Here is a 22965-nt window from a genome sequence, read left to right on the forward strand (position 1 = left end):
CTTTTTTGTTCATCCCGCATAATCGCTCGCCTGAAACATATTCACAGGGTATAATCCTTTGCAATAAGTAAAATCAGACTATAAAGAAAAAATTAAAGGTTATTCTTAACAATGTTAGAAAGAATTAGAGAAGGTATACAAGGACCGTGGGCAATCGCAATTGTTGCACTTATTGTTGTAAGCTTCGTTTTTACAGGGGTTGGTGGTTATTTGTCTTCAAATTCATCTACTGCAGTAGCGGTGGTAAATGATGAAGAGATTTCTGCTCAGACATTAGATAACGCTTTTCAGAATGAGCGCAGTCGCATGGAGGCCCAATTTGGTGAAGCAGTAGCTACACTTTTTGCCAATGAAAGTTACTTATCAGACTTTCGCCAGAATGTGCTTGACCGACTTATCGGTGATACGCTCATATCTCAAAAAGCCACGGCGCTTGGTTTACGTGTAAGTGATGAACAAATCAAGCAGGCAATTGTTGAATTGCCGCAATTCCAAATTGACGGTCAGTTTAATAATGATACTTACAATTTGGCTATTCAACGTGCTGGATACTCTCCAACAGAGTTTGCTGAATATATGCGAGAACAAATGACCAGAGATCAGTTGCGTCAAGCATTAAGCGGCACTACGATTAGTCTGGATAGTGCGACAAAACACCTTCTTTCATTGCAACAACAAACGCGTGATGCCCGCATCTTAGAGGTTTCTGCCGAAGATTATCTTGAAGACGTCACCTTGAATGATGATGAAGTACTGAATTACTACAATAATAATATTACACAATACGATACAGAAGAGCAGGTGAAACTATCTTTCATTAGTTTGTCAGTCGACAATATTTTACCAAGAATTACTGTCTCAAATGAAGAAGTTCAAGCGTATTATGATGAAAACATCAGCTACTATACGATACCAGAACAGAGAGAAGTGGCACATATTTTATTTGAATCTGGCGACAATGAAGAGGCTGCATTAACAAAAGCACATTCGGCCTTGGCACGGATTAAAGCTGGTGAAGCGTTTGCCACCATAGCAGCAGAGTTGTCAGATGATACTGTTAGTGCGGAAGACGGTGGAGAATTGGGCGAGATCAATATTGGTGATTATGAAGAGGCATTTACAGATGCGGCATTTGCGTTGTCTGAAGAGGCTGAGGTGTCTGCGCCAGTGAGAACTGATTTTGGTTATCACATAATTAAACTTACTTCTCTTAAGAAGGAAAAGGTATCATCATTAGACGAAGTGAATACAGACACCCTGACAGACTTGAAGCGCGAAAAAGCGCTAGATGAATTCTTTACACTTCAGGCCGAAATGGAGCGTGTTGCATTTGAATCGTCAGACTCGCTTGATGATATTGCAGAGCTAATTGATAGGCCAGTGTTAGAAACAAACTTTTTCAGCAATTCTACTTACCCAGCATCAGTCGACTATCCTCAAGTGCAAAATGTTGCCTTTTCTTCGGATTTAGTTGATAGCGCAGTGAATAGCGAATTACTTACTGTGAGTGATGAAAAAGTTATGATAGTGCGAGTAGCGGAACACAAACCACAGCGTACGCAAAGTTTAGATGAAGTATCTAGTGGCATTGAACAAACATTGAAAGCCGAAAAAGCGCAGCAAACGGCGCTTTTATGGGCACAAGATGTACAGTCTTTAATTGCAAATAACGAAGAAACAAACAGTAAATTAGCCGAGAAATCACTTTCTTGGGCTGAACACAAAGGCTTACAAAGAAACAATTCGATTATCGCTAGGCAACTAACAGAAGAGTTGTTTGGATTAGCGCTTAGCAATGAAAGCAATTCAGCTGTAGTACTTCTTAATAATGGAAATGTAGGCATTGTTAAGTTAGATAGTATATTTGACGCCGACGCCCCTTTAGAGGCCGATATAGAGGCATTCAGTGGTCGTTACGCCTCTCAACAATCGCAACGTACATACGAAAACTTCATTGAAGCGTTAAAGGCCGAGGCCGACATTCAAATTCTTCAATAAATTTAACGTTAGTACTTTAAAAGGCACCTGATTTGGTGCCTTTTTTGGTTGAGAACGTTTAATGTTTGTTAGCGTTTTTCAGAAGTATAATGCTGCGAATGTAAAAAAAATAAGTACCACAGAAGATAATACAATAATGTACATGAAGCCTTGTTTACCTTGGGATAAAGAATATCCTTTATGTGATAAATATCCGTACCAAACTAGACATAATGACACGGGAATAAGAAATAGAAACTTAATCATGTTTTTCCCTTTTTTCTTTTATACGTGAAACAGTTGGATAGAGATTAATGGGCGCACGCTGCATTATAATCTTTAAAATATTACCATCTTTAACGATGGTATAAAAAAACCGGTGTTGCAAGGCAATCACCGGTTTTTTCTAAAAGACTAGTGTAAATGAATTATGCTAGTGCTTTAACTTGTGCTGTCAAACGTGACTTATGACGAGCAGCTTTGTTCTTATGGATAAGGCCTTTTGTTGCCATTCTATCCAATACTGGAACTGCTGCAGTTAGCGCTGTTTGCGCTGCGTCTTTGTCGCCTGCTTCGATAGCGGCAACAACTTTTTTGATGCAAGTACGCGTCATGGAGCGACGGCTTGCATTATGCTGGCGACGCTTTTCAGCTTGAATTGCACGTTTCTTAGCAGACTTAATGTTAGCCAAGTTGTACTCCTAAAAATGTTCATGTCAAAATTGAGGGTGCGGATTATCTAAGTTATGTGCGTTTTTGTCAATTGGCTTTCCGCATAAATACGTAAAAAAGTGCTCAAATTTTGATATTTTTAAGAAATCATGGAAATCTAATATAGTTTTTGAGTCATAATCTTATAATATGCGCTTTGTTATATATATATTACTGGGGATGTAAGTGGCTAAAAAGCTCTTAAAAGCGGGTATTGTTGTGAGCTTGATGACACTAATATCGCGGATTTTAGGTTTAGTGCGTGATGTTGTCATTGCGCGGATAGTCGGTGCAGACGCTGCCGCAGATGTATATATCTTTGCTAATAAGATCCCCAATTTTTTACGACGATTATTTGCTGAAGGCGCATTTGCTCAGGCATTCATCCCAGTGTTGACTGAAGTGTTAGAAAATGAGGATGAAAAACGACAAAAAGAATTCATCGCAAAGGTGTCTGGGACCTTAGGGTTAATTTTATTTATTACGGCTATTGTTGGCGTTATTGCATCCCCTATTATTACCGGACTATTTGGGTTTGGTTGGTTTTTGGATTACTGGCATGGAGAGCAAGATGGCGAAAAATTTGTTTTGGCGTCAACACTGCTTAAAATTACATTTCCTTATATTTTCTTTATTTCACTGACTGGTTTTGCGGGTGCTATTTTAAACACAATGCATAAATTTGCGGTATCTTCCTTTACGCCGGTTTTACTTAACATCAGCATTATTGCATGCGCGTTTTTTATGATCCCTCATATAGAGGAACCTGCATTTGCTTTGGCGTGGGGCGTTTTTATTGGTGGAGCCGTGCAACTTGGGTTTCAACTGCCTTTCTTGGCAAAAGCTGGAGTTTTGGTTAAACCTCGCTGGGGTTGGCAAGACAAATATGTAACTAAAGTGCGAACGTTGATGATTCCTGCGTTATTTGGCGTGTCTGTGAGCCAAATTAACTTACTATTAGATACTTTCATTGCGAGTTTTCTTGTTACTGGTTCAATAAGTTGGCTGTACTATTCAGACAGATTACTCGAGTTTCCACTGGGGCTATTCGGCATCGCTATTGCGACTGTGATATTGCCATCACTCTCTAGGAATCACGTGACTAAAGATGCCAATACATTTTCCTCCACATTGGATTGGGCAATAAGAATTGTTAGCATGTTAGGAATACCTGCTGGCGTCGCTTTATTTGTATTATCGTTCCCATTACTTATGGTGATATTCCAAGGTGGTGCTTTTGAAGTAGATGATGGTTATAAAGCATCCTATAGCTTAATGGCGTATTCTTTTGGTTTGTTTAGCTTTATGTTGGTAAAAATATTTGCACCGGCTTTTTACAGTCGCCAAGATACAAAAACGCCTGTTAAATACGGTATTATTACGATGGTGGTTAATATGGTGTTTAATATTATTCTGGCCATTCCTTTTGGTTATATTGGCCTCGCTATCGCTACTTCTATATCAGGTTCCTTAAATGCGTTTTTATTATACCGGCGCCTAAGTTTTTTGGGCGTTTATAAGATCACAAAGGCGACATGGTTTTTTCTATTTAGAGTGATTCTAAGTGCAATTATCATGTGTAGCTGTATCACTTTGTGGAACAGTGAAACTGATTGGGCTGCACTTACTTTTGTTGAACGACTGTACGAATTAGGTGTATTGATAATCATCGGTGTTGTGAGCTATTTTGTCGCTTTGATTCTTGTTGGAATGCGCGTCAAACATTTTGTTCGGCAAGATAATTTAAGTTCAATCGACGGTTAACATTAGAATAAATCAAAAAATGACCTTAATCCAAGCGAATACCTTGGTTAATGCATCTATTTCCGTATATAATCTGCCGCTTTGCGCAGGCTACATACCCCTAACATGATTGTTACGTGAATAGGTGGTGTGTTTTGTAATTTCGGGTAATCGAACGTTGGAATTAGTCAGGGGTATTCACAATATTGAGCATCGGCATCATGGCTGTGTGCTTACCATTGGTAAATTCGATGGTGTGCATCAAGGCCACAAAGCTGTTCTGAATAATCTGATTGAACAAGCAAAACGTCTTAATTTACCTTCTGCTGTGATGGTTTTTGAACCACAACCAGAAGAGGTTTTCGCTCCGGACAAAGCACCTGCACGATTGTCGTCTTTACGTGATAAATATGAGCAATTGAGGGACATCGGAATAGATCGGCTCATTTGCGTTAGATTTGACACAAAGTTTGCCTCACAAACTCCTGAACAGTTTGTTGAAGCGCTATTAGTAAATCAGTTAGGTGTTAAATTTTTAGTTGTCGGCGATGACTTTCGGTTTGGTTGTAAGCGATTGGGTGATTTTGAGTTTTTGCGACAATCATCGGCGACATTTGGCTTTGAAGTCGTCAGTACGCAAAGTTATCGTCTAAAAAATTGCAGGATAAGCTCTACTGAAATTAGAGATGCGCTATCAACATCTCGATTTAAAGATGCAAATGAGATGTTAGGCAGAGCGTATGCGATAAAAGGTCGAGTCGTGCATGGCGAAAAAAATGGACGCACAATTGGATTTCCGACGGCAAATGTAATTATAAAACACAAAAAGGCACCTGTTCATGGCGTCTTTGCTGTTGTTGTCCAATGGCAAAATGAGCGACGCCTAGGTATTGCTAATTTAGGTAAACGACCGACGTTGCATGGCAAACGGATGCAACTCGAAGTGCATATTTTTGATTTTAAAGATGACTTGTACGGTAAACGGATTTGTATAGAGTTTGTTGCGAAAATTCGTGACGAACAAAAGTTCAAGAATATTGATGAACTAAAAGAGCAAATAAAATTAGATGTAAAACAAGCAAAGCGCTTGTTGAAAATATAGAGAATATGGAAACCAAAATGAGTGATTATAAATCGACACTTAACTTACCAGAAACTGCGTTTCCAATGCGTGGAAATCTAGCGCAGCGCGAACCACAGATGTTGAAGTCTTGGACGGAAAATGACTTATATGGAAAAATTCGTCAAGCGCGTCACGGTAAAAAGCCATTTATATTGCATGATGGCCCTCCTTATGCAAATGGCAATATTCATATTGGTCATGCTGTAAACAAAATTCTCAAAGACATTATTATTAAGTCAAAAACATTGTCTGGGTTTGACGCGCCTTACGTACCAGGGTGGGATTGTCACGGTCTTCCGATAGAGTTAATGGTAGAAAAGAAGGTTGGAAAGCCTGGTAAGAAAGTGAGTGTTGCTGAGTTCAGACAAAAATGCCGTGAATATGCGCAAAAGCAGATCGATGGTCAACGTCAGGACTTTATTCGTTTAGGCGTTTTAGGTAATTGGCAACAGCCTTACCGGACAATGGATTTTAAATCTGAAGCAGATATTGTTCGCGCACTGGCGAAAATTGTTACTTCTGGTCATTTAGAAAAAGGCTTCAAACCTGTTCACTGGTGCACAGATTGCGGTTCTGCGTTAGCAGAAGCTGAAGTTGAATATCAAGATAAAGTATCGCCAGCAATAGATGTCGCTTTTTCAATACATGATGTTGATGCATTTGCTAAAGCATTTGATATCAATACTGACATAGCATCTTTAGCTAAAGTGGTTATTTGGACAACGACCCCTTGGACAATTCCTGCAAACCGTGCAGTGAGTATTCACCCTGAGCTTAAGTATGCGTTGGTAAAGGTGAATCGCAATGGCGCGGGTGAATATATGCTACTTGCTGACGATTTGGTTGACGCATGTGCTAAACGCTACAAACTTGAAGGCTATGATGTTGTTCAAACAGTCACTGGCGCTGCGCTAGAAAATATTCGTTTAAACCATCCATTATTTGATATACAAGTGCCTCTTATTTTGGGTCAACACGTTACTACGGAATCAGGTACTGGTTGCGTGCATACTGCGCCTGCGCATGGTGTGGATGATTTTAATGTAGGTAAAGCTTATGACATTGAAGTATACAACCCAGTGGGCGGAAATGGTGTTTACTTAGAAAATACGCCAATGTTTGCGGGGCAGCATGTCTTCAAAGCAAACAGTACGATTATTGATGCCTTAGAAGATGCCGGAAACTTAGTGCTAAACGTAAAATACGAGCATAGTTATCCGCATTGCTGGCGCCATAAAACACCGATCATATTTAGAGCGACACCTCAATGGTTTGTTAGCATGGACAAACAAGACTTAAGAGGTGCTTCATTAAAAGAAATAGAGAATACTCAGTGGATCCCAGAATGGGGTGAAAATCGTATAAAAAGCATGGTGGAAGGTCGGCCAGATTGGTGTATCTCTCGTCAACGTACATGGGGTGTGCCAATTGCATTGTTAATACACAAGCAAATTGGGGAGCTTCATCCTGATACTGAATCCTTAATGGAAAAAGTAGCGCTAGCGATAGAATCAGAGGGTATTCAAGCGTGGTTTGATATGTCAATTGAATCGCTTATCGGAGATGATGCATCAAACTATGACAAAGTGACAGATACTTTAGACGTATGGTTTGATTCGGGCGTAACTCATCACTTTGTGGTTGACCAGCGTGACGATATTCCAGCGTCAGCTGATTTGTATCTAGAGGGGTCTGATCAACATCGCGGTTGGTTTATGTCTTCTTTGATGTCATCTATTGCGATGCAAGGACATGCACCGTACAAACAGGTACTTACTCATGGCTTTACTGTAGATGCCAATGGTCGGAAGATGTCTAAGTCACTGGGCAATGTGGTCGCGCCTCAAGAAGTTACCAATAAACTTGGCGCCGATATATTGAGACTGTGGACGGCGTCTACGGATTATCGCGGAGAAATGACGGTCAGCGACGAAATTCTGAAACGAGCTGCAGATGCTTATCGCCGTATTCGAAATACTTGTCGCTTCTTGTTAGCAAACCTCAATGGTTTTAACCCTGAAACTGATTTGGTGGCCGGTGACGATTTGGTTGAGCTAGACGCTTGGATCGTAGAAAGAGCGCAAAAAATTCAAGGCGAAATTCTAACTGCATATGAAACCTATGACATGCTAACAGTGAGCCAAAAGATGATGCAATTCTGCTCTATTGAATTGGGCAGCTTTTATCTTGACGTAATTAAAGATAGGCAATATACCGCTAAAGCAGATGGACATGCGCGTAGGTCATGTCAGACGGCGCTTTACCACATTGTTGAAGCGTTAGTGCGCTGGATGGCACCGATAACGAGTTTTACAGCTCAAGAAGTATGGCAAGTAATGCCAGGTCAACGCGACGAATTCGTATTCACTGACGCGTGGTATGGTAACTTCCCGACAGTTTGTTCATCGCTAGATAATGATTTTTGGCAGCAAATCCTCGCAGTCAAAAATGCCGTAAACAGCAAACTTGAACAGGCGAGAAATCAAAAAGTGATTGGTGGTTCTTTAGAAGCAAAGGTCACCTTGTATGTACCAGAAGCGCTGAAACAACAAATTGCTACTATTGAAGATGAATTACGTTTTGTTTTAATCACGTCAGAAGCAAACGTGTTAGATTTAGATGCGAAGCCTGAATCTGCTGAAATACACTCTGACCTTGGTTTTGCTATAAGTATCGAAAAAGCAGACGGCGAGAAATGCGTGAGATGTTGGCATTACAAACCAGAAGTAGGCAGTAATCCAAAGCATGAAGAACTCTGTAACAGGTGTATCGAAAATGTCGATGGTAGCGGAGAAATCAGAAAATATGCTTAATCTTTTTAAGACAACAGGCTTACGTTTTACTTGGATAAGTGCAATTGCACTTATCTTAGATCAGTGGAGTAAACAAGCAGTTGTGAGCAGTATGGATTTATATCAATCCATCCAAATTTTGCCTTTTTTCAACTTAACTTACGTACATAATTATGGTGCCGCATTCAGTTTTTTATATGATGCAGGTGGTTGGCAGCGCTATTTCTTAAGTGCAGTCGCATTAGGCGTTAGTTTGCTAATTTTGTGGTGGTTAAGAAAATCTCCTCGTGAGCAAACATTATTGCCCGTCTCGTTTTCATTCATTTTGGGTGGTGCGTTGGGTAACCTGCTTGATAGGATGCTGTATGGTTATGTTATCGACTTTCTTGATTTTTACTATGGTACCTATCACTGGCCCGCGTTTAACGTCGCTGATTCAGCAATTTTTATTGGTGCGGCCTTATTAATATGGGATATGTTTGTAAATAAGGAAGAGACGAAAGATGAGTGAGTCTATTTTGAGTATCTCAGACAATAGTGAAGTGATACTCCATTTTGATTTGAAACTCAGTGATGGATCAGCAGTTGATAGTACACGTGTGAATAAAAAGCCGGCCAAAATGGTGATGGGAGACGGTAGCTTAACCAAAAATTTTGAGGATTGTTTGAGGGGGCTAGGTGCTGGCGATAAAAAGACCTTTGAAATTTCTGCAAATGAAGCGTTTGGCATGCCTAATCCCGACAATATTTATCATATCGATAGAAGCAAGTTTGCGGCAGACACAGAACTTTCTGACGGCATGATAATGGGTTTTTCGCAACCTGATGGTAGTGAACTTCCCGGTATTATTCGCGCAGTCGCTGGTCAGTCAGTGACGGTTGATTTTAATCATCCGTTAGCTGGTCAAGATGTTATTTTTGACGTCGAAATTATAGAAGTAAGGTAGCGTACTATGGATATTCATTTAGCTAATCCGCGTGGTTTTTGTGCAGGAGTAGATAGAGCAATAACAATTGTAGAGCGAGCTTTGGAAATATTTGAGCCACCGATTTATGTTCGTCACGAGGTAGTACATAACAAGTTTGTGGTTGATGGCTTAAAGGAGCGCGGTGCAATTTTTGTGGATGAACTGAGTGAAATTCCTGATGACAATATTGTAATTTTTTCTGCTCATGGCGTGTCACAAGCCGTCAGGAAAGAAGCTGATGCGCGTGGTTTAAAAATCTTTGATGCAACGTGCCCACTGGTGACAAAAGTGCATATGGAAGTTATGCGCGCAAGTAAGAAAGGAACGGAGTGCGTGCTCATCGGACACCATGGTCACCCAGAGGTCGAAGGAACAATGGGACAGTACAGTAATCCTGAAGGCGGCATTTATCTTGTTGAATCCGAGTCTGATGTCGAAGCGTTGTCGGTGAACAATCCAAACGAATTGTATTATTGCAGTCAAACTACATTATCGGTTGACGATACTGCGGATGTCATCGACGCCCTAAGAGCTAAATTTCCTAAAATCGATGGTCCTAGAAAAGACGACATATGTTATGCAACACAAAATCGCCAAGATGCAGTACGAGAGTTAGCGCAAGATTGTGATGTGTTGTTGGTCGTTGGTGCACAGAACAGCTCCAATTCTAATCGTTTACGCGAATTGGCCGAGAAGATTGGCGCTCGAGCTTACCTCATCGCTGACAAAGATTGTATACAGAAAGAGTGGTTTTCCTCTGCTTCCAGCGTGGGTGTGACCGCAGGGGCATCTGCGCCAGAAATTTTAGTACAAGGTGTTGTTGAACGGCTAATTGCGTGGGGTGCGAATAAGGCATCTGAGCGTAAAGGGCGAGAAGAAAATGTTGAATTTGCCGTCCCTAAAGAACTGAGAATAAAGCAAGTTTCTTAAAGCGCTTTATTGATAGATTAGCCCGTATAATACACCCAATGGCTATACAACATTGACTGCTTGCGTAGTGGTAAAGCAACGAAAAACCATCCTGATAGACAGTACTTTTTTTAATTTAATACCTTAGACTCATACTGAATAACCTATATTTGCCGATTTCATAATAAAGTGACGTCATGGCAAATGTATTCGGTTGAAGTATGAGACTCCAAAATAACTGTAATCCAAAACTAACAAGCGGTAACCAAGCAGGCATAAGTATGTTAGAAGTACTTATTACGCTGTTTATACTGTCTGTTGGTTTATTGGGTGTTGCTTCAATGCAGTTTATCGGCTCTTTTTCCAACAAAGAAGCTCTTGTCCGTACACAAGCAGTACTCGTCGCGCAACAAATGACGGAAAGGTTAAGGGCGTCAGTTGTGCCTTCCGTTGTGACAGACGGTTTTGTGGCTGATAACGCTTACTTCAATCCAATTAACTACAATTTTAATAATCTCAGCTGTGGTTCTGACCAAAGTGATTTTGATTGTTTTTGCAATGAAATACCCGCAGCGATCCCCAATTGCTTAGACGGCGAATGCAGCGCTGCTCAATTTGCTGTATTTGATGCCTACAAAATGTCTTGTGCTGCCGAGGTGGCAAGTCCTGAAGCGGAGTTGTCAGTTGCATGCACCGACAAAGAGCCTGCCGATGCAGATACATGCACTGCCGGTTCTATTCACAAAATAATGGTCAAATGGCCAGCACCTAGTTGGCAAGGGTTAGATCGTACTGCAAATGGCAATTGTAATGCTGCTGGCAGTCAAGAGTTCGACTGTGTGGTAATTGAGGTAACCCTATGAATCACATAGCGGCTAAACGACAAAAAGGGGTAACGCTTGTTGAGTTAATGATATCACTCGCGTTGGGCCTAGTAATTTCTGGGGCGGTAATTCAAATAATGGTAAGCAATAGCGTTACTGATAAATTTAATAAGGCCGTCGCAAGTGCGCAAGAAAATGGCCGGTACATCATGTCTAGGTTGCGCGATGATTTACTAATGACGGGATTGTATGACCCTCTGTCACCAAATTTGAGCCGGTTAGTGGACATAGTGGAGGAGGGGGCATTTGTCAGAAATCATCCAATTCCCGTGCCAGGGGATTTTCCTTCGCGGCCAGCGCTAGGCGCACAACAAGGTGCGGACGGCGCGAATGATACTTTGGTAGTGTCATTGCAGTCTGATAGAGACTGTAGAGCCTATGATTTAGGGTACGCCCGAGTAGCCCCTGTACCCGACGAGGAATTCTATGTAGTGAATGAATACTTTGTTGAGGATGGGAAATTAAAATGTCGGGGATTTGATGGGCGAGTGGTGCGCGGGCAAAAAGTTGCAGTTGGTCACAACGGACATGCGGGCGTAACACTGCTTGACGATGTGCTGAGTTTTCAAGTGGTTTATGGGATAACTAGAATTGGAGCCACCAATGGCACAACTAGGCCTATTCAATACATCAGTGCTGAAGAGCTTCCGCAAGCCTATATCAATAATTCACACGTAGTTGCCGTTAGGATCGCGTTAGTAGTGCGTGGTGATGGGGAAGGTTTTGTTACCCAACCTTCTCGATTTAAATTGCTTAATGAAGATGGCATAACCGCACCAGATTTAGGTTTATATAAGGCATTTGAAACAACAATCACCTTAAGAAATACAAAGAATTTTGCTAGGGGGGCAGCATGAATAAACAACAAGGCTTAGTCATGGTTTTCGCTTTACTGGTTTTATTGTCGATAACCATATTAGGCGTGAGTTCAGTATCCAGTAGTTTGCTTCAAACAAAAATGGCTGCTTCATTAGAAAAAAAGTCGGTCGCCTTTGATGCGGCTGAAGCGGCTATAGCTGGTGTGGTTTTTGAGTCAGAAGACGAGTCGGTATTAGGTGACCCTGCATTACTTGACCCTCTTTCGGAGGCTCGTCAAGCAAATGCCATCGATTTAATCAATGAGCGTTTAAGTTGTTTTGACGATACCCGAATTACCCGTTCTACAACGTCCGACGGAATGACGTTTGGCACTCGGCATACTACTGCTCAGAAGTTTAGTACCAATCCACCCATTGATGCGTGGTCACGCACAGTATTTGTGAGAGAGCAGGCTTGCCGCGGCTCTAGCAATGTTATTGGTGGCAGCAATATCAATTGTCATTTGTTTTTGGTAAGAGGCTGTGGTCAATCAGAAGGTAGCAGCTACGCTGTTGCTAATACTTTATCTGCCGCGGTTTTTGCCCCGGCATCAAACTAATTGGAGGCGATTATGTTGTTTAAAAAGTCCCTCGTCCTGCTCACCGCATATGTGTTAAGTAGTTTAATCAGTTATTCTGCTATGGCAGATGATTTAGAGATTTACATTGGCACTGGAGAAACCAGTTTAACGTATAACCCAAACGTTCTATTTATTATGGATACCTCAGGGTCAATGGGCGGTAAAGATGGCACCGATCAGTCTCGCATGCAAAGAGTACAAAACGCGCTTCGAGATGCCTTAGGTAGTGCCACAAATATTAATGCCGGCTTAATGCGATTTTCTGATTTTGGTGGGCCTGTTTTATTTCCTGTCAGAGGCATTGACACCCCAGTATCGCCAGAACTTATTGTTCCGGTGATCAGCGGAAATGACGACGCTTATGAGACCAGTGGGTCGATGAATACCGCGAATGGTCAACTAAGACTAACAAGTGGCACAGAGGCCGTCTTGACGGGAGTACGTTTTCAAAGTTTAAATATTCCGCGTGGTGCAGTAATTACGTCCGCTTACTTACGCCTTACCAGTGTAAATCTAGACACTACTGCAAGTGAATTCAAAATTTTCGGCGAATCGGTAGGTGATTCAGCTGAATTCGAGAATGTTACAAACAATATTAATACTAGAGCCAAAACAGGTGCATATGTGCATTGGGACAGTGAAAATAGCTTTCCATTTACCAACGAAACAATCACATCTCCAGATATATCCGCGGTTATCCAAGAAATAGTCAATAGAGGGGACTGGTGCGGCAAAAACAATCTGTCTTTGTTGGTTGAAGGGATTAGTTCAGACCCCTTGAGTGATAGAAGAGCGTACTCAAATGACGATGGAAACAGTAGAGCGCCTCAATTAGTGGTTACCTACGATGAATCGACTGCCACGGGCTGTATTCGAGACCGCCTCATTTATCAGGTAGATCAGCAAGATGAAAATGCCGAAGAACGTTCGAATGGTTATCAGTCTACGGGTAGCGAGCTAACATTTTACTCCGGCTCAAATAGCTACATTGGCACTCGGTTTAAAAATGTCGCCTTGCCACAAGGTGCCGTAATTCAAAATGCTTATTTAGAGTTTACGGCATACAATAATTATTCCAATAGTGGCGCTCAGATGAAGATTCGAGGCGTTGCACAAGACGATCCTGAAGATTTCTCACCCTATACTCGATATTTACTTCGGGATAAACCAAAAACCTCAGCTAGTGTTATGTGGACGAGTATACCGTCATGGACGAGAAATGAGGTTTATCAGAGTCCTTCAGTCACCTCTATTGTTCAGGAAATTGTCGATAGATCAGGCTGGGAACCAAACAACGAAATGATGTTTGTGTTTTCTGATTTTAATTTTGCAAAACGCGGCGCTTATTCTTTTAATGGAAAACCGTCTGGCGCGACAAGGTTAGTAGTTGAGTATCAAGGTAATGCTACGCCTGGCACTACTGCAACAGTAAGACAGCATTTGATAGGTAAAGTTGATGAACTAAATGCGAATGGTCTTACGCCAATCGTTGATACTTTGTATGAAGCATCCTTATATTTTGGTGGTCGAAATGTCGATTACGGTCGCAAACGCGGGGAGCCGAGCGTGAACGATTATGTGCAACGCTCTACTCGCGTAAGTCATCGCTCGTCGTATATAGGTGCAGATCCTGTGCGCGCTTCAGGTTGTACCGATGACAACCTAAATAGCTCAAGCTGTATCAATGAGTATATTCCTGCTGGTGCGACTTACATATCGCCTATAGAGGATTTGCAGTGCCAAACCAATAACCACATCGTGCTATTATCCGACGGTCAAGCAAACAATAACCACAGTGTTACTAAGATTCAGTCATTGCTTGGCAATACCTGTACCGGGTCCGGTGGTGAGAAGTGCGGCTTAGATTTGGTTAAAAATATCAGTGATTCAGGTGATTCAGTTATCGATGCCAGAGTCGTTACTCATACGATTGGTTTTGCCGCAAATGCAGACGCAAACAATTTCTTAAATCAATTAGCATTGCAAAGTGGTGGCGGCTTCTACAAGGCCGATAACAGCGAAGATTTACTTGCGGCGTTTGAAACTATTTTACGCCAAGTCAAAGATGTGAATACTACATTTGTTTCTCCGGGTGTCGCAGTTAACCAATTAAATCGTTTAACACATAGGGATGAACTGTATTTTGCACTATTTAAGCCAGCTGAAGGCACTTTGTGGCCGGGCAACCTGAAGAAATATAAGATTGATGGCGACGTGGTTAAAGACAAAAATGGATTGGATGCGGTAGATCCGAATACCGGTTTCTTTTCTGAAAATGCGCATAGCTATTGGTCTTCGTTGGTTGATGGTAATGACGTGAGGCTGGGGGGGGCGACTGGAAGTTTGGATCTTGTTAGAAACATTTATGCCTTTGATGATACGCCGGGCACGATATTCTCATCATCGAATAGCTTGAATGAATCTAACTCAACGATCACAACAAGTACGCTTGCTATCACTGATGTGGCAGAGCCAGATTCTCTGCGGGTTCAACTTTTAAAGTGGGCCCGAGGGGTAGACGTCTTGGACGACAATGGCAATGGTTCAACGACGGACATAAACATGATGATGGGCGATCCTATTCATTCGCAGCCAGTTATTGTGAACTATTCGGCAACGGATAGCGCAATATTTGTTGCTACCAATCATGGTTTTTTACATTCTTTTGATGCTGAAACCGGTGAAGAGAATTTTGCAATAATTCCCCGAGAATTACTTAGTAACTTACATGATTTTTATCAAGATAATTCGTCATTCAATCATATCTATGGTTTGGATGGCGATATTGTTATCCGTCAGTTTGAAGGTAAAACTTGGTTGTATGTTGGTATGCGTCGGGGTGGCAACAATTATTACGTTATTGATGTCACTGAGAAGTTTAACCCCAAGTTTGTATACAAAATAGATGGCGGCAATGGTGCATTTGAAAATCTCGGTCAAAGTTGGTCAAGGCCCATTCTAACTAAAATGAATATTAGCGGCACGGTAAAAGACGTCCTAGTTATCGGTGGCGGTTACGATGGGGAGCAAGACGACAAACTTGTTCGAACAGTTGATTCCGTTGGCAATAGTGTATTCATTGTAGATGCTGATAACGGTGATTTATTATGGTCAGCCAGCAATGCCGGTGCGGATTTAAATATACCTAGTATGCAATATAGTATTCCAGCCAGAATTGCGGTTATTGACCGTGATCATGATTCTTTAGCTGATCATTTGTATGTTGCGGACATGGGGGGGCAACTCTTCAGAATTGATATCTACCAGGGGAGTGGTCCAAGTGACTTAGCAAAAGGCGAGTTAATTGCACAATTGGGTGGTGATAGTGAAGAAGAAAACCGTCGCTTCTACTACGCACCAGACGTTTCTGAAATAGTTATTGGTGAAGAGCGCTATTATGCAGTAACGATTGGCTCTGGTTTTAGAGCGGGGCCGCTGAATTCAAGTATTCAAGATCATTTCTTTATGCTCAAAGATAAAGGTGTCTTTGCTAGAGATGAATATAACAAATTTGCGTTTCCAGACTCACCGTTTACCATATTTGATCTGTATGACGCGACAGATCATTTGTTGACTTCTGATGATGAGGCTGAGCGAGAACTGGCAAACACACAATTTTTAGATAAAGATGGTTGGACCCTTAAACTGTCAGCTGGCGGGGAGAAGATCTTAGCTTCGCCATTGATCTTAGATTATAAAGTATTTTTCACGTCTTATTTACCTGCAAGTGCAAGCGATAGCCTATGTGCGCCACCGACCGGTAACAGTCGGGCGTATTTGGTAAATTTGGTAAATGGCAATGCAATTGCGGATCTGAACGAGAATAACGTGGATGAACACGAAGACCGGTATGCGCAATTGGCGCAAACGGGGATAGCACCAGACACTAAAATTCTTATCGAAAACATTATAAAGCCTGTCGTTTGCCTTGGCGCGGAGTGTGTTAGCGCAGTGATTGAGCTAGATGAGGATGGAAATGAAGTTGCGTGTGGTTCGAATTTTGAGTGTTTAGCACAAAACATTTATGGACGCTTTGAGCGGGTGCAAAAAGACACTTGGAAAACCGAAGTTGAGAATCAGTAGAGTAAACGATACATGAGTGGGTGGTCAGAATGAATAAGTTAAAGAAGGGTTTCAGTCTTGTAGAGTTAATGATAGTCGTGGCACTTGTCGGGATTATTGCTGCGGTTGCTTATCCTAGTTATAAGAACACTATGGCTGGCAGTGCGCGTAGTGCAGTTCAGGCTGATTTAATGGCATTTGCAGGTGCAATGGAGCGTCACAATGCGTCTGTTTTTACTTATAAAGCTGCGGCGGCAGGTGGAGGCGACACGGGTACGCCTGCGATTTTCACTGGCCATTCACCTGCTTCAGGGCCGGTTGAAAACAAAAAGTACATATTGACCATTGATGATGTACCGACAAATGGACAAACGTTTATATTGAAGGCTGCACCAGTGAGTGGTTCATTAGTTGAAGGTTCTGGCGCCCTATTCATTTTTAGCGATGGTCGAAAAGCATGGGATCAAAATGACAATGGCACGATTGATTCATCAGAATATTGCTGGAATTGTTAGCATATCAGCATATCAGCATATCAGCACAGTGCATCCTTACCGTAGCCATTGTCATGGTAACTATCACCGTTTGTATCTTTGCTTAACCTAATTCTGCCATTGAGGCTAACATATAGAGCACGATTGTATATTTGAGTTTTCTCTTTTAAACATATGTTGATTGTGGCGGGACTGCTTAAACTGCCACCTCGTTGGAACGCGATTCTTTTCTTTGGTCCTTTGACTATCACTTGTGCGCTTGCGTGTAAGCCTCGACGAAGAATTTTTTCGTCTAGGTCACGTTTGCCATTGTAGTTATCATCTTGAAATACGATTAATGGTAGGTGCCAATCTATAAGATTACAGTCTATAGCGTTACTTGTAGGACAAATAACGATTTTTTTGTATTTTGATACCGCCATATATCTTGCATACTGAAGCAGGGCACTCGTGTCGTTGACCGCTGCAGTGATTCTACTTTTTGCAATAAGGTGTTGTGCGCTCGGCGTTGCAAATAAGAAAATAATACTTGCAATGGTTAAGACAATCATCATTTCTAGCAAGGTAACGCCGGATGATTTTGTATTCAATTGTACAATCCATGTATAGAATTTTTAGAACAAAGATTGTACGCGGGCGCGGAACAATATGCTGCTGTACTGTTAACCAGATTATTGTCAAAGATTTTAGGTTACTTACGCTAATGAATAGCGCTGGCCATGATTACGAACAGGTGAGAGCAGTGCCTTCTATATCCTCATGCACGCCGTTGTTGTCACTATCGCCGCTGATTTTTACACGACCCTGTTGGTTGATGTTTAAACCTCTTGCCAACTTAACGTCGCCGTCTGATGGGCATACCTTTATTAATGATACATTCGGTAATCGGCTCGCGCCGGTATCGACAAAACCTATGATTTCATTTGGGCCAGAAACCAAGATATCACCAACCGCAGATTGTGTTGAATGTAATAATTCTTCGTCAGCATCTCGCTGATTATTTTGGTTACTGTCAACAAATACGATCTTAGGTAAATTCCAGTTTGACATATTGCAGGTGGTGTAATTCGAAGATGGGCAAATAACTGTGTTTGTTTGTCTATCAATTGCACTATATCTTGCAAATTGAATAGCCGCACTCGTGTCGTTTATTTGAGAGGCGATTCTATTTGTTGCCACGATAGATTGTACGCTAGGTGCAACCAACGTCACTAATATAGCTGCAATTGCCAATGTAATCATCAGCTCCAACAGTGTCACACCTTGTTGACGACTTTTCACTGGATAATGAGATATCACTTCAAACCCCTTTTAGTAGGATGTAGACTATACCTTTACGCAAGTTGGTTTGGGTATATGCGTGACCAATCGATTAGTGTTTTACATACGTACTATAATCTAAAATAAGGGAGAGCAAGGTTGAAACAAGCGATTATTAACGAAATGAGAGTATTGCCGTCAATTTCGCCAGAACTTGAAGTTAAGCGCCGCGTTGATTTCATCAAAGAGCAATTAATTTCTGCTAACCTAAAAACGCTTGTGCTTGGAATTAGTGGTGGTATAGATTCATGTACGTTAGGGAAACTTGCGCAAATAGCCATTAACGAACTCAATGAAAAAGGCAGTGACTATCAATTTATAGCCATTCGCTTACCCTACGACAAACAAGCGGACGAAGCTGATGCGCAAGCGAGTATTGAATTTATTCAACCCTCTTTATCTATTACTGCAAACGTAAAAAACGGCGCCGATGCTATTCATGATGAAGCTGTTAATGCGTTGAAAGAGGTTGGGGCGTATGTTGCTGAGGCAAGTGCAGATGACTTTGTAAAAGGTAATACTAAAGCACGTACACGTATGGCTGTTCAGTATGATGTTGCCGGGTTAATGAAAGGTTTAGTGCTTGGCACTGACCACTCTGCTGAAAATATCACGGGTTTTTATACTAAATTTGGTGACGGTGCCTGTGACTTAGCGCCGCTCTTTGGTTTAAGTAAACGTCAAGTGAGACAAGTTGCAGCATTTTTAGGGGCACCTAATAATGTGATGAGCAAAGCACCCACCGCTGATCTTGAATCCTTAAACCCTCAACTCGCAGATGAAGACTCTCTAGGCTTATCATATGATCAAATTGACGATTTCTTGGAAGGTAAAAGTACTGACGCACTTGCCGACCAACAGTTAATAGATATTTACACTCGCACTCAGCATAAACGTGTGCCAATTCCTACTATTTACGATAATGAGTAAAATATGAAAAAAATAGAAGCAATAATAAAACCATTTAAGATAGATGATGTGCGCGAAGGTTTGTCGGCTATTGGGATTTCAGGCCTTACGATTACGGAAGTAAAAGGCTTTGGGCGTCAAAAAGGTCACACAGAATTATATCGAGGCGCTGAATATTCGGTTGATTTTCTACCGAAGACTAAATTAGAGGTAATTGTTACGGACGATTTAGTAGAAAGGGTTGTTGAGTCAATTGTTGAAAACTCTAAAACTGGGCGCATTGGTGATGGCAAAATTTTTGTTTACAATGTCGAGCGAGCAATAAGAATCAGAACGGGTGAAGAATCTGAAGATGCATTAAGTTAGTTTGCAGTGTAAATGTGAATTAGTTAATGCGGATGGGCCGCATTAACTAATTTAACTAATTTAACTAATTTAACTAATTACTGAATTGAATTAGTACAAACAAGATTGTCAGGCTTTTCTATGGGAGTTAGTGGCTGCAGCCACCCTTACCATGCACATGGCCATGTGATATTTCGTCATCAGTCGCGCCTCTTACATCTTCAATGTTTACATCGAAAACCAAGGTCTGTCCTGCTAATGGATGATTTCCATCTACCGTAATAGCATCATCACTTTTGTCTATAATGATGACTGATTGTTCGCCATGGTCGGTGGTAGCTCTGAAGCTCATTCCAACGTCTACTTCCATGCCTTCAAACATACTGAGAGGGACTTCTTGAACCAAATTGTCGTTACGATCGCCATAGGCTTTATCGGGTGTAATGGTTACGGTAAATTCATCACCACTTTTTTTATCGTACAATGCCTCTTCTAGTCCAGCAATCATGTAGTGACTACCTTGTATAAAAGATAAGGCATCTTGCCCTGATGAAGAATCAATTTCGTCACCGTCTGTCGTTTTTACCGTGTAGTGTATGGTTACAACATGATTGTCTGCTATCTGCATGAATTTGTGTGCCTATTCGTCATTGTGTAAATGGGTATGGGTGAGCCAAAACGGTAAACGTATACTCGCTATCTTTTAATCGTAACATATCGCCATAATGTGTGTCATTTGGCAATACAGCGAGGGCTAGTGAGTTTTCTTCATTTGTAGCAATTCGAATAATTTGACCGCCCCTTCGCCAGTTTTCGCCAATCTGCTTTTCTAACAGTGCACCAACCGTCAGGTCACTAATTACGTCACTACTTTTCAACAGAAACAAAGCCCTTTTATTTTTTCCTAAGAACTTCGTTCTTGCGACAACCTCTTGGCCCATATAGCAACCTTTATCAAAATCGATCGCACGCAGTAATTGCAAGTTAAACATTTGGGGAACGTATTCGCCGACTGTCGCTTGTTGAATGTTACCCACACAAGCAAGTACTTCAGCATAATTGTATAGGGTTTCATTGCCGATTAGTTTGCTACCTTTATCTTCTAATATGCGTTGGCCAGCCAAGTTCAATATACATTTATAAACAGCCTTGTTGGTGTCAACTTGCGGGTAATCTAATCGAATAAGAAGACCATAGTCGCTAGTTATTGTATTGAGGTGTTGTTCCGGTAAGTTGTCAAACATTTCCTTTAGAATAGATTCTGCGTCATCGCCAGCTGCGCCAAATATGGACAAGTCTTCAGCTTTTTCTATTGTGACTTTAGAAAATACACCATATTTTTTTAATTCGCGCAGCGAGGCTTCATTAGACGTATCGTGACCGGTAACTAAGAATTCATCGTGATAATCGCTTAAATAGAAACTACTCCACATTTTCCCTTTAAAATCACAATGAGCGGCGAGTCTTGCCGTATTATTTATCCAATTTTCAGTATTCACCGTTATTTGTCCATGCAAATACTTATTTTTGTCTTCACCAGATATGCGTAGTACGGATTCTGACTCTAACTTAGCCAAAAAATGAAACATATATACCTCAAAAATTCACCACCTCGTATGTACCAAGGATCTTGGGACGTCGTGTGTTTTTACAATCTTTTACTGACAAATTTATTTTGGCAAAAACGTAGGTAAGGCATATTTGTTAGTTGTGTTCTTAAAAACTGGTTTAACGATTCACAAGTACAGTGCGTTGTAAGTGCAGATTGTGTTAAATTAGACGCATAGATCGGTATTTAAAAATATAAGGTGGTGGCATGACATCAGTAGTTGAGTTTGAATCGAAAAGGCTTGCAAGATTGAAATGGGCATGCCGCAGAGGAATGCTTGAGTTGGATGTACTACTACTTCCCTTTGTTGAGCAGGCGTTTGATCAGCTCAGTTATGATGATAAGGTTGTTTTTGAACGGTTACTTACGGCAGATGACCCTGATTTATTCGCTTGGTTTATGGGGCATCAAGAATGTAAAGACAAAGAGTTTGCGTCGATGATTGCTAGGGTGCTAACGTCGGTAAAGATAAGGTAGGTAATCATTGTTGATATTCTTTTTTAGTAAGAGATAAATGAATTTTTTGAATTGGTCTTTCAAACGAAGAGACGTAGTGATACTTTTTGACGATGAAGGAATCCCTAGTGTGTCTATTGGTTGTTTGTTTACAAATTTAAAGCCCTACAAAAAATCTATTGTTAGCCCATGGGGTTTTTTCTTATTTGTCGTTGTAAAGGAGAAATCTGAGAGTTTTTTTATTCAACGAAATGCCATAAGTGAGCAAACCTTTCGCTCATTCACACGTTTTAATAAATGGCACAAATGGAAGTGATATGTAATGTTAAACTTATATGCAAAAGCTGCGTTATATTCACCTTCCAAGGCATTGCTTGCGAATTCTGAACTTTTTTTGCCCGACGCTAAATCTCGTCGCAGTATCACACTTGATGTTATTAATATAAATAAATATAACAAACTAGTTGCATGGGATAAGTCTGCTGGCAGCTTATTGCACCCTAACTATATCCAAGTACTGTCTCTTCCTATGCAGCTAGAAATGATGATTAGACCTCCATTCCCTTTTAAAGCTATGGGGTTAGTGCATATAGCAAATTCGATTCAGGTAAATAGCTTGCCGGTTGCCTACGGAGATATTGATATCAGCACCCGTTTTGGCAATTTATATCACCATCGACGAGGTATTGTTTTTGAGGTAATAACAGAAGCAGTGCAGGAAGGTGAGGCGTGTGTCTATGCGGTAAGCTACTATTTAGCAAGAATGGGAATTAACGCCTTAAATGAATATGCAGTAACGCTGCCCGCCTTCAATGAATCACTTTTGTTGTCCACAATCGAAACTACACAAGAGACAGTACCTTATAACGGTATATCTGATATTAACTTTTCTCATGATGCTGGACGCGAGTATGCGAAAGTGTCGGGCGACTATAACCCTATTCATTTGTGGCCCTTAACTGCTGCGATATTTGGATTCAAACGTGCGATTATTCATGGAATGTATTCTAAAGCACTCGCTTTTTCTAAGTTGTACTATTTAGATCGGAAAACACTTTCTAGTGGCGGGTTTTCGCTAAATACAGTATTTAAAGCGCCAATAAGCCTACCTCAAAATACATCGTTACAGACAAATACGAAGGGCGGATTTTGTTTGTCTTCCTTTAACAAAGACAAATCTCGCCAACATATTGTTGGCGAAATAGTGACGAATATTTCTTAGACT

The 22965-nt window shown here is 41.1% G+C and carries 22 protein-coding genes; 17 read left to right on the top strand and 5 right to left on the bottom strand.

What is annotated here, in order from left to right; translation table 11 throughout:
* The first annotated feature begins 111 nt into the window (after nucleotides 1-111).
* A complete protein-coding gene (locus tag QQK00_RS19840) occupies nucleotides 112-1998 on the top strand; it encodes a SurA N-terminal domain-containing protein (protein WP_284219436.1) in 1887 nt (628 codons plus the stop codon).
* Nucleotides 1999-2405: 407 nt separating this feature from the next.
* On the opposite strand, the gene rpsT is transcribed toward QQK00_RS19840, so the two are convergent.
* Nucleotides 2406-2669: a 30S ribosomal protein S20 gene (gene rpsT / locus QQK00_RS19845; protein ID WP_284219437.1), complete on the bottom strand. Its 264-nt coding sequence runs from the start codon at nucleotides 2667-2669 to the stop codon at nucleotides 2406-2408.
* A 205-nt stretch (nucleotides 2670-2874) separates the two neighbouring features.
* On the opposite strand from rpsT, the gene murJ reads away from it, so the two are divergent.
* From murJ to QQK00_RS19900, 11 genes are all read left to right on the top strand, one after another.
* Complete coding sequence (gene murJ, locus QQK00_RS19850) at nucleotides 2875-4452, top strand: murein biosynthesis integral membrane protein MurJ (protein WP_284219438.1); 1578 nt, start codon at nucleotides 2875-2877, stop codon at nucleotides 4450-4452.
* Between the two features lie 157 nt (nucleotides 4453-4609).
* Entirely contained in the window at nucleotides 4610-5533 is a 924-nt protein-coding gene (gene ribF, locus QQK00_RS19855; RefSeq protein WP_284219439.1) for a bifunctional riboflavin kinase/FAD synthetase, read from the top strand.
* A gap of 17 nt (nucleotides 5534-5550) precedes the next feature.
* Complete coding sequence (gene ileS / locus QQK00_RS19860; protein ID WP_284219440.1) at nucleotides 5551-8367, top strand: isoleucine--tRNA ligase; 2817 nt, start codon at nucleotides 5551-5553, stop codon at nucleotides 8365-8367.
* The gene (lspA, locus tag QQK00_RS19865; RefSeq protein ID WP_284219515.1) at nucleotides 8360-8857 is read left to right on the top strand and encodes a signal peptidase II; all 498 of its coding nucleotides are present in this window, start codon (nucleotides 8360-8362) and stop codon (nucleotides 8855-8857) included. The genes ileS and lspA overlap by 8 nt, the downstream gene beginning before the upstream one ends.
* Nucleotides 8850-9293, top strand: a complete 444-nt coding sequence (gene fkpB, locus QQK00_RS19870; RefSeq protein ID WP_284219441.1) for an FKBP-type peptidyl-prolyl cis-trans isomerase — start codon at nucleotides 8850-8852, stop codon at nucleotides 9291-9293. The genes lspA and fkpB overlap by 8 nt, the downstream gene beginning before the upstream one ends.
* Before the next feature lie 6 nt (nucleotides 9294-9299).
* The gene (gene ispH, locus QQK00_RS19875; RefSeq protein ID WP_284219442.1) at nucleotides 9300-10244 is read left to right on the top strand and encodes a 4-hydroxy-3-methylbut-2-enyl diphosphate reductase; all 945 of its coding nucleotides are present in this window, start codon (nucleotides 9300-9302) and stop codon (nucleotides 10242-10244) included.
* 200 nt (nucleotides 10245-10444) lie between these two features.
* The gene (pilV, locus tag QQK00_RS19880; protein WP_284219443.1) at nucleotides 10445-11086 is read left to right on the top strand and encodes a type IV pilus modification protein PilV; all 642 of its coding nucleotides are present in this window, start codon (nucleotides 10445-10447) and stop codon (nucleotides 11084-11086) included.
* Nucleotides 11083-11964 carry a PilW family protein gene (locus QQK00_RS19885; protein ID WP_284219444.1) on the top strand — a complete coding sequence of 294 codons (882 nt, stop codon included), beginning with the start codon at nucleotides 11083-11085 and terminating at the stop codon, nucleotides 11962-11964. The genes pilV and QQK00_RS19885 overlap by 4 nt, the downstream gene beginning before the upstream one ends.
* Nucleotides 11961-12524: a PilX N-terminal domain-containing pilus assembly protein gene (locus tag QQK00_RS19890; protein ID WP_284219445.1), complete on the top strand. Its 564-nt coding sequence runs from the start codon at nucleotides 11961-11963 to the stop codon at nucleotides 12522-12524. The genes QQK00_RS19885 and QQK00_RS19890 overlap by 4 nt, the downstream gene beginning before the upstream one ends.
* A 12-nt stretch (nucleotides 12525-12536) precedes the next feature.
* Nucleotides 12537-16628 (top strand): PilC/PilY family type IV pilus protein, encoded by a 4092-nt coding sequence (locus QQK00_RS19895; protein ID WP_284219446.1) that lies wholly within the window; start codon nucleotides 12537-12539, stop codon nucleotides 16626-16628.
* Nucleotides 16629-16657: 29 nt separating this feature from the next.
* Nucleotides 16658-17122: a type IV pilin protein gene (locus QQK00_RS19900; protein ID WP_284219447.1), complete on the top strand. Its 465-nt coding sequence runs from the start codon at nucleotides 16658-16660 to the stop codon at nucleotides 17120-17122.
* Nucleotides 17123-17142: 20 nt separating this feature from the next.
* Here QQK00_RS19900 and QQK00_RS19905 read toward each other — a convergent pair whose 3' ends face one another.
* Both QQK00_RS19905 and QQK00_RS19910 read right to left on the bottom strand, forming a co-directional pair.
* Complete coding sequence (locus QQK00_RS19905; protein WP_284219448.1) at nucleotides 17143-17691, bottom strand: GspH/FimT family pseudopilin; 549 nt, start codon at nucleotides 17689-17691, stop codon at nucleotides 17143-17145.
* Nucleotides 17692-17824: 133 nt separating this feature from the next.
* Nucleotides 17825-18400 carry a GspH/FimT family pseudopilin gene (locus QQK00_RS19910; protein ID WP_284219449.1) on the bottom strand — a complete coding sequence of 192 codons (576 nt, stop codon included), beginning with the start codon at nucleotides 18398-18400 and terminating at the stop codon, nucleotides 17825-17827.
* Nucleotides 18401-18520: 120 nt separating this feature from the next.
* Between QQK00_RS19910 and nadE the strand changes: the two genes are divergently transcribed.
* Nucleotides 18521-19351, top strand: coding sequence for an NAD(+) synthase (gene nadE / locus QQK00_RS19915; RefSeq protein WP_284219450.1), 831 nt, complete (start codon nucleotides 18521-18523; stop codon nucleotides 19349-19351).
* A gap of 3 nt (nucleotides 19352-19354) precedes the next feature.
* Nucleotides 19355-19696: a P-II family nitrogen regulator gene (locus QQK00_RS19920; protein ID WP_284219451.1), complete on the top strand. Its 342-nt coding sequence runs from the start codon at nucleotides 19355-19357 to the stop codon at nucleotides 19694-19696.
* A 127-nt stretch (nucleotides 19697-19823) separates the two neighbouring features.
* On the opposite strand, the gene QQK00_RS19925 is transcribed toward QQK00_RS19920, so the two are convergent.
* Nucleotides 19824-20303 (bottom strand): FKBP-type peptidyl-prolyl cis-trans isomerase, encoded by a 480-nt coding sequence (locus tag QQK00_RS19925; RefSeq protein WP_284219452.1) that lies wholly within the window; start codon nucleotides 20301-20303, stop codon nucleotides 19824-19826.
* Between the two features lie 19 nt (nucleotides 20304-20322).
* The gene (gene ygfZ / locus QQK00_RS19930; RefSeq protein WP_284219453.1) at nucleotides 20323-21264 is read right to left on the bottom strand and encodes a CAF17-like 4Fe-4S cluster assembly/insertion protein YgfZ; all 942 of its coding nucleotides are present in this window, start codon (nucleotides 21262-21264) and stop codon (nucleotides 20323-20325) included.
* Nucleotides 21265-21491: 227 nt separating this feature from the next.
* Between ygfZ and QQK00_RS19935 the strand changes: the two genes are divergently transcribed.
* The 3 genes from QQK00_RS19935 to QQK00_RS19945 are packed head-to-tail and all read left to right on the top strand — an operon-like array spanning nucleotide 21492 to nucleotide 22962.
* Nucleotides 21492-21761: an FAD assembly factor SdhE gene (locus tag QQK00_RS19935; RefSeq protein WP_284219454.1), complete on the top strand. Its 270-nt coding sequence runs from the start codon at nucleotides 21492-21494 to the stop codon at nucleotides 21759-21761.
* Between the two features lie 37 nt (nucleotides 21762-21798).
* Nucleotides 21799-22056, top strand: coding sequence for a hypothetical protein (locus tag QQK00_RS19940; RefSeq protein ID WP_284219456.1), 258 nt, complete (start codon nucleotides 21799-21801; stop codon nucleotides 22054-22056).
* Nucleotides 22057-22062: 6 nt separating this feature from the next.
* Complete coding sequence (locus QQK00_RS19945) at nucleotides 22063-22962, top strand: MaoC/PaaZ C-terminal domain-containing protein (protein WP_284219457.1); 900 nt, start codon at nucleotides 22063-22065, stop codon at nucleotides 22960-22962.
* Nucleotides 22963-22965: the final 3 nt, after the last annotated feature.

The organism is Agaribacter marinus, assembly GCF_030160655.1.
Taxonomy (GTDB): Bacteria; Pseudomonadota; Gammaproteobacteria; order Enterobacterales; family Alteromonadaceae; genus Glaciecola; species Glaciecola marina.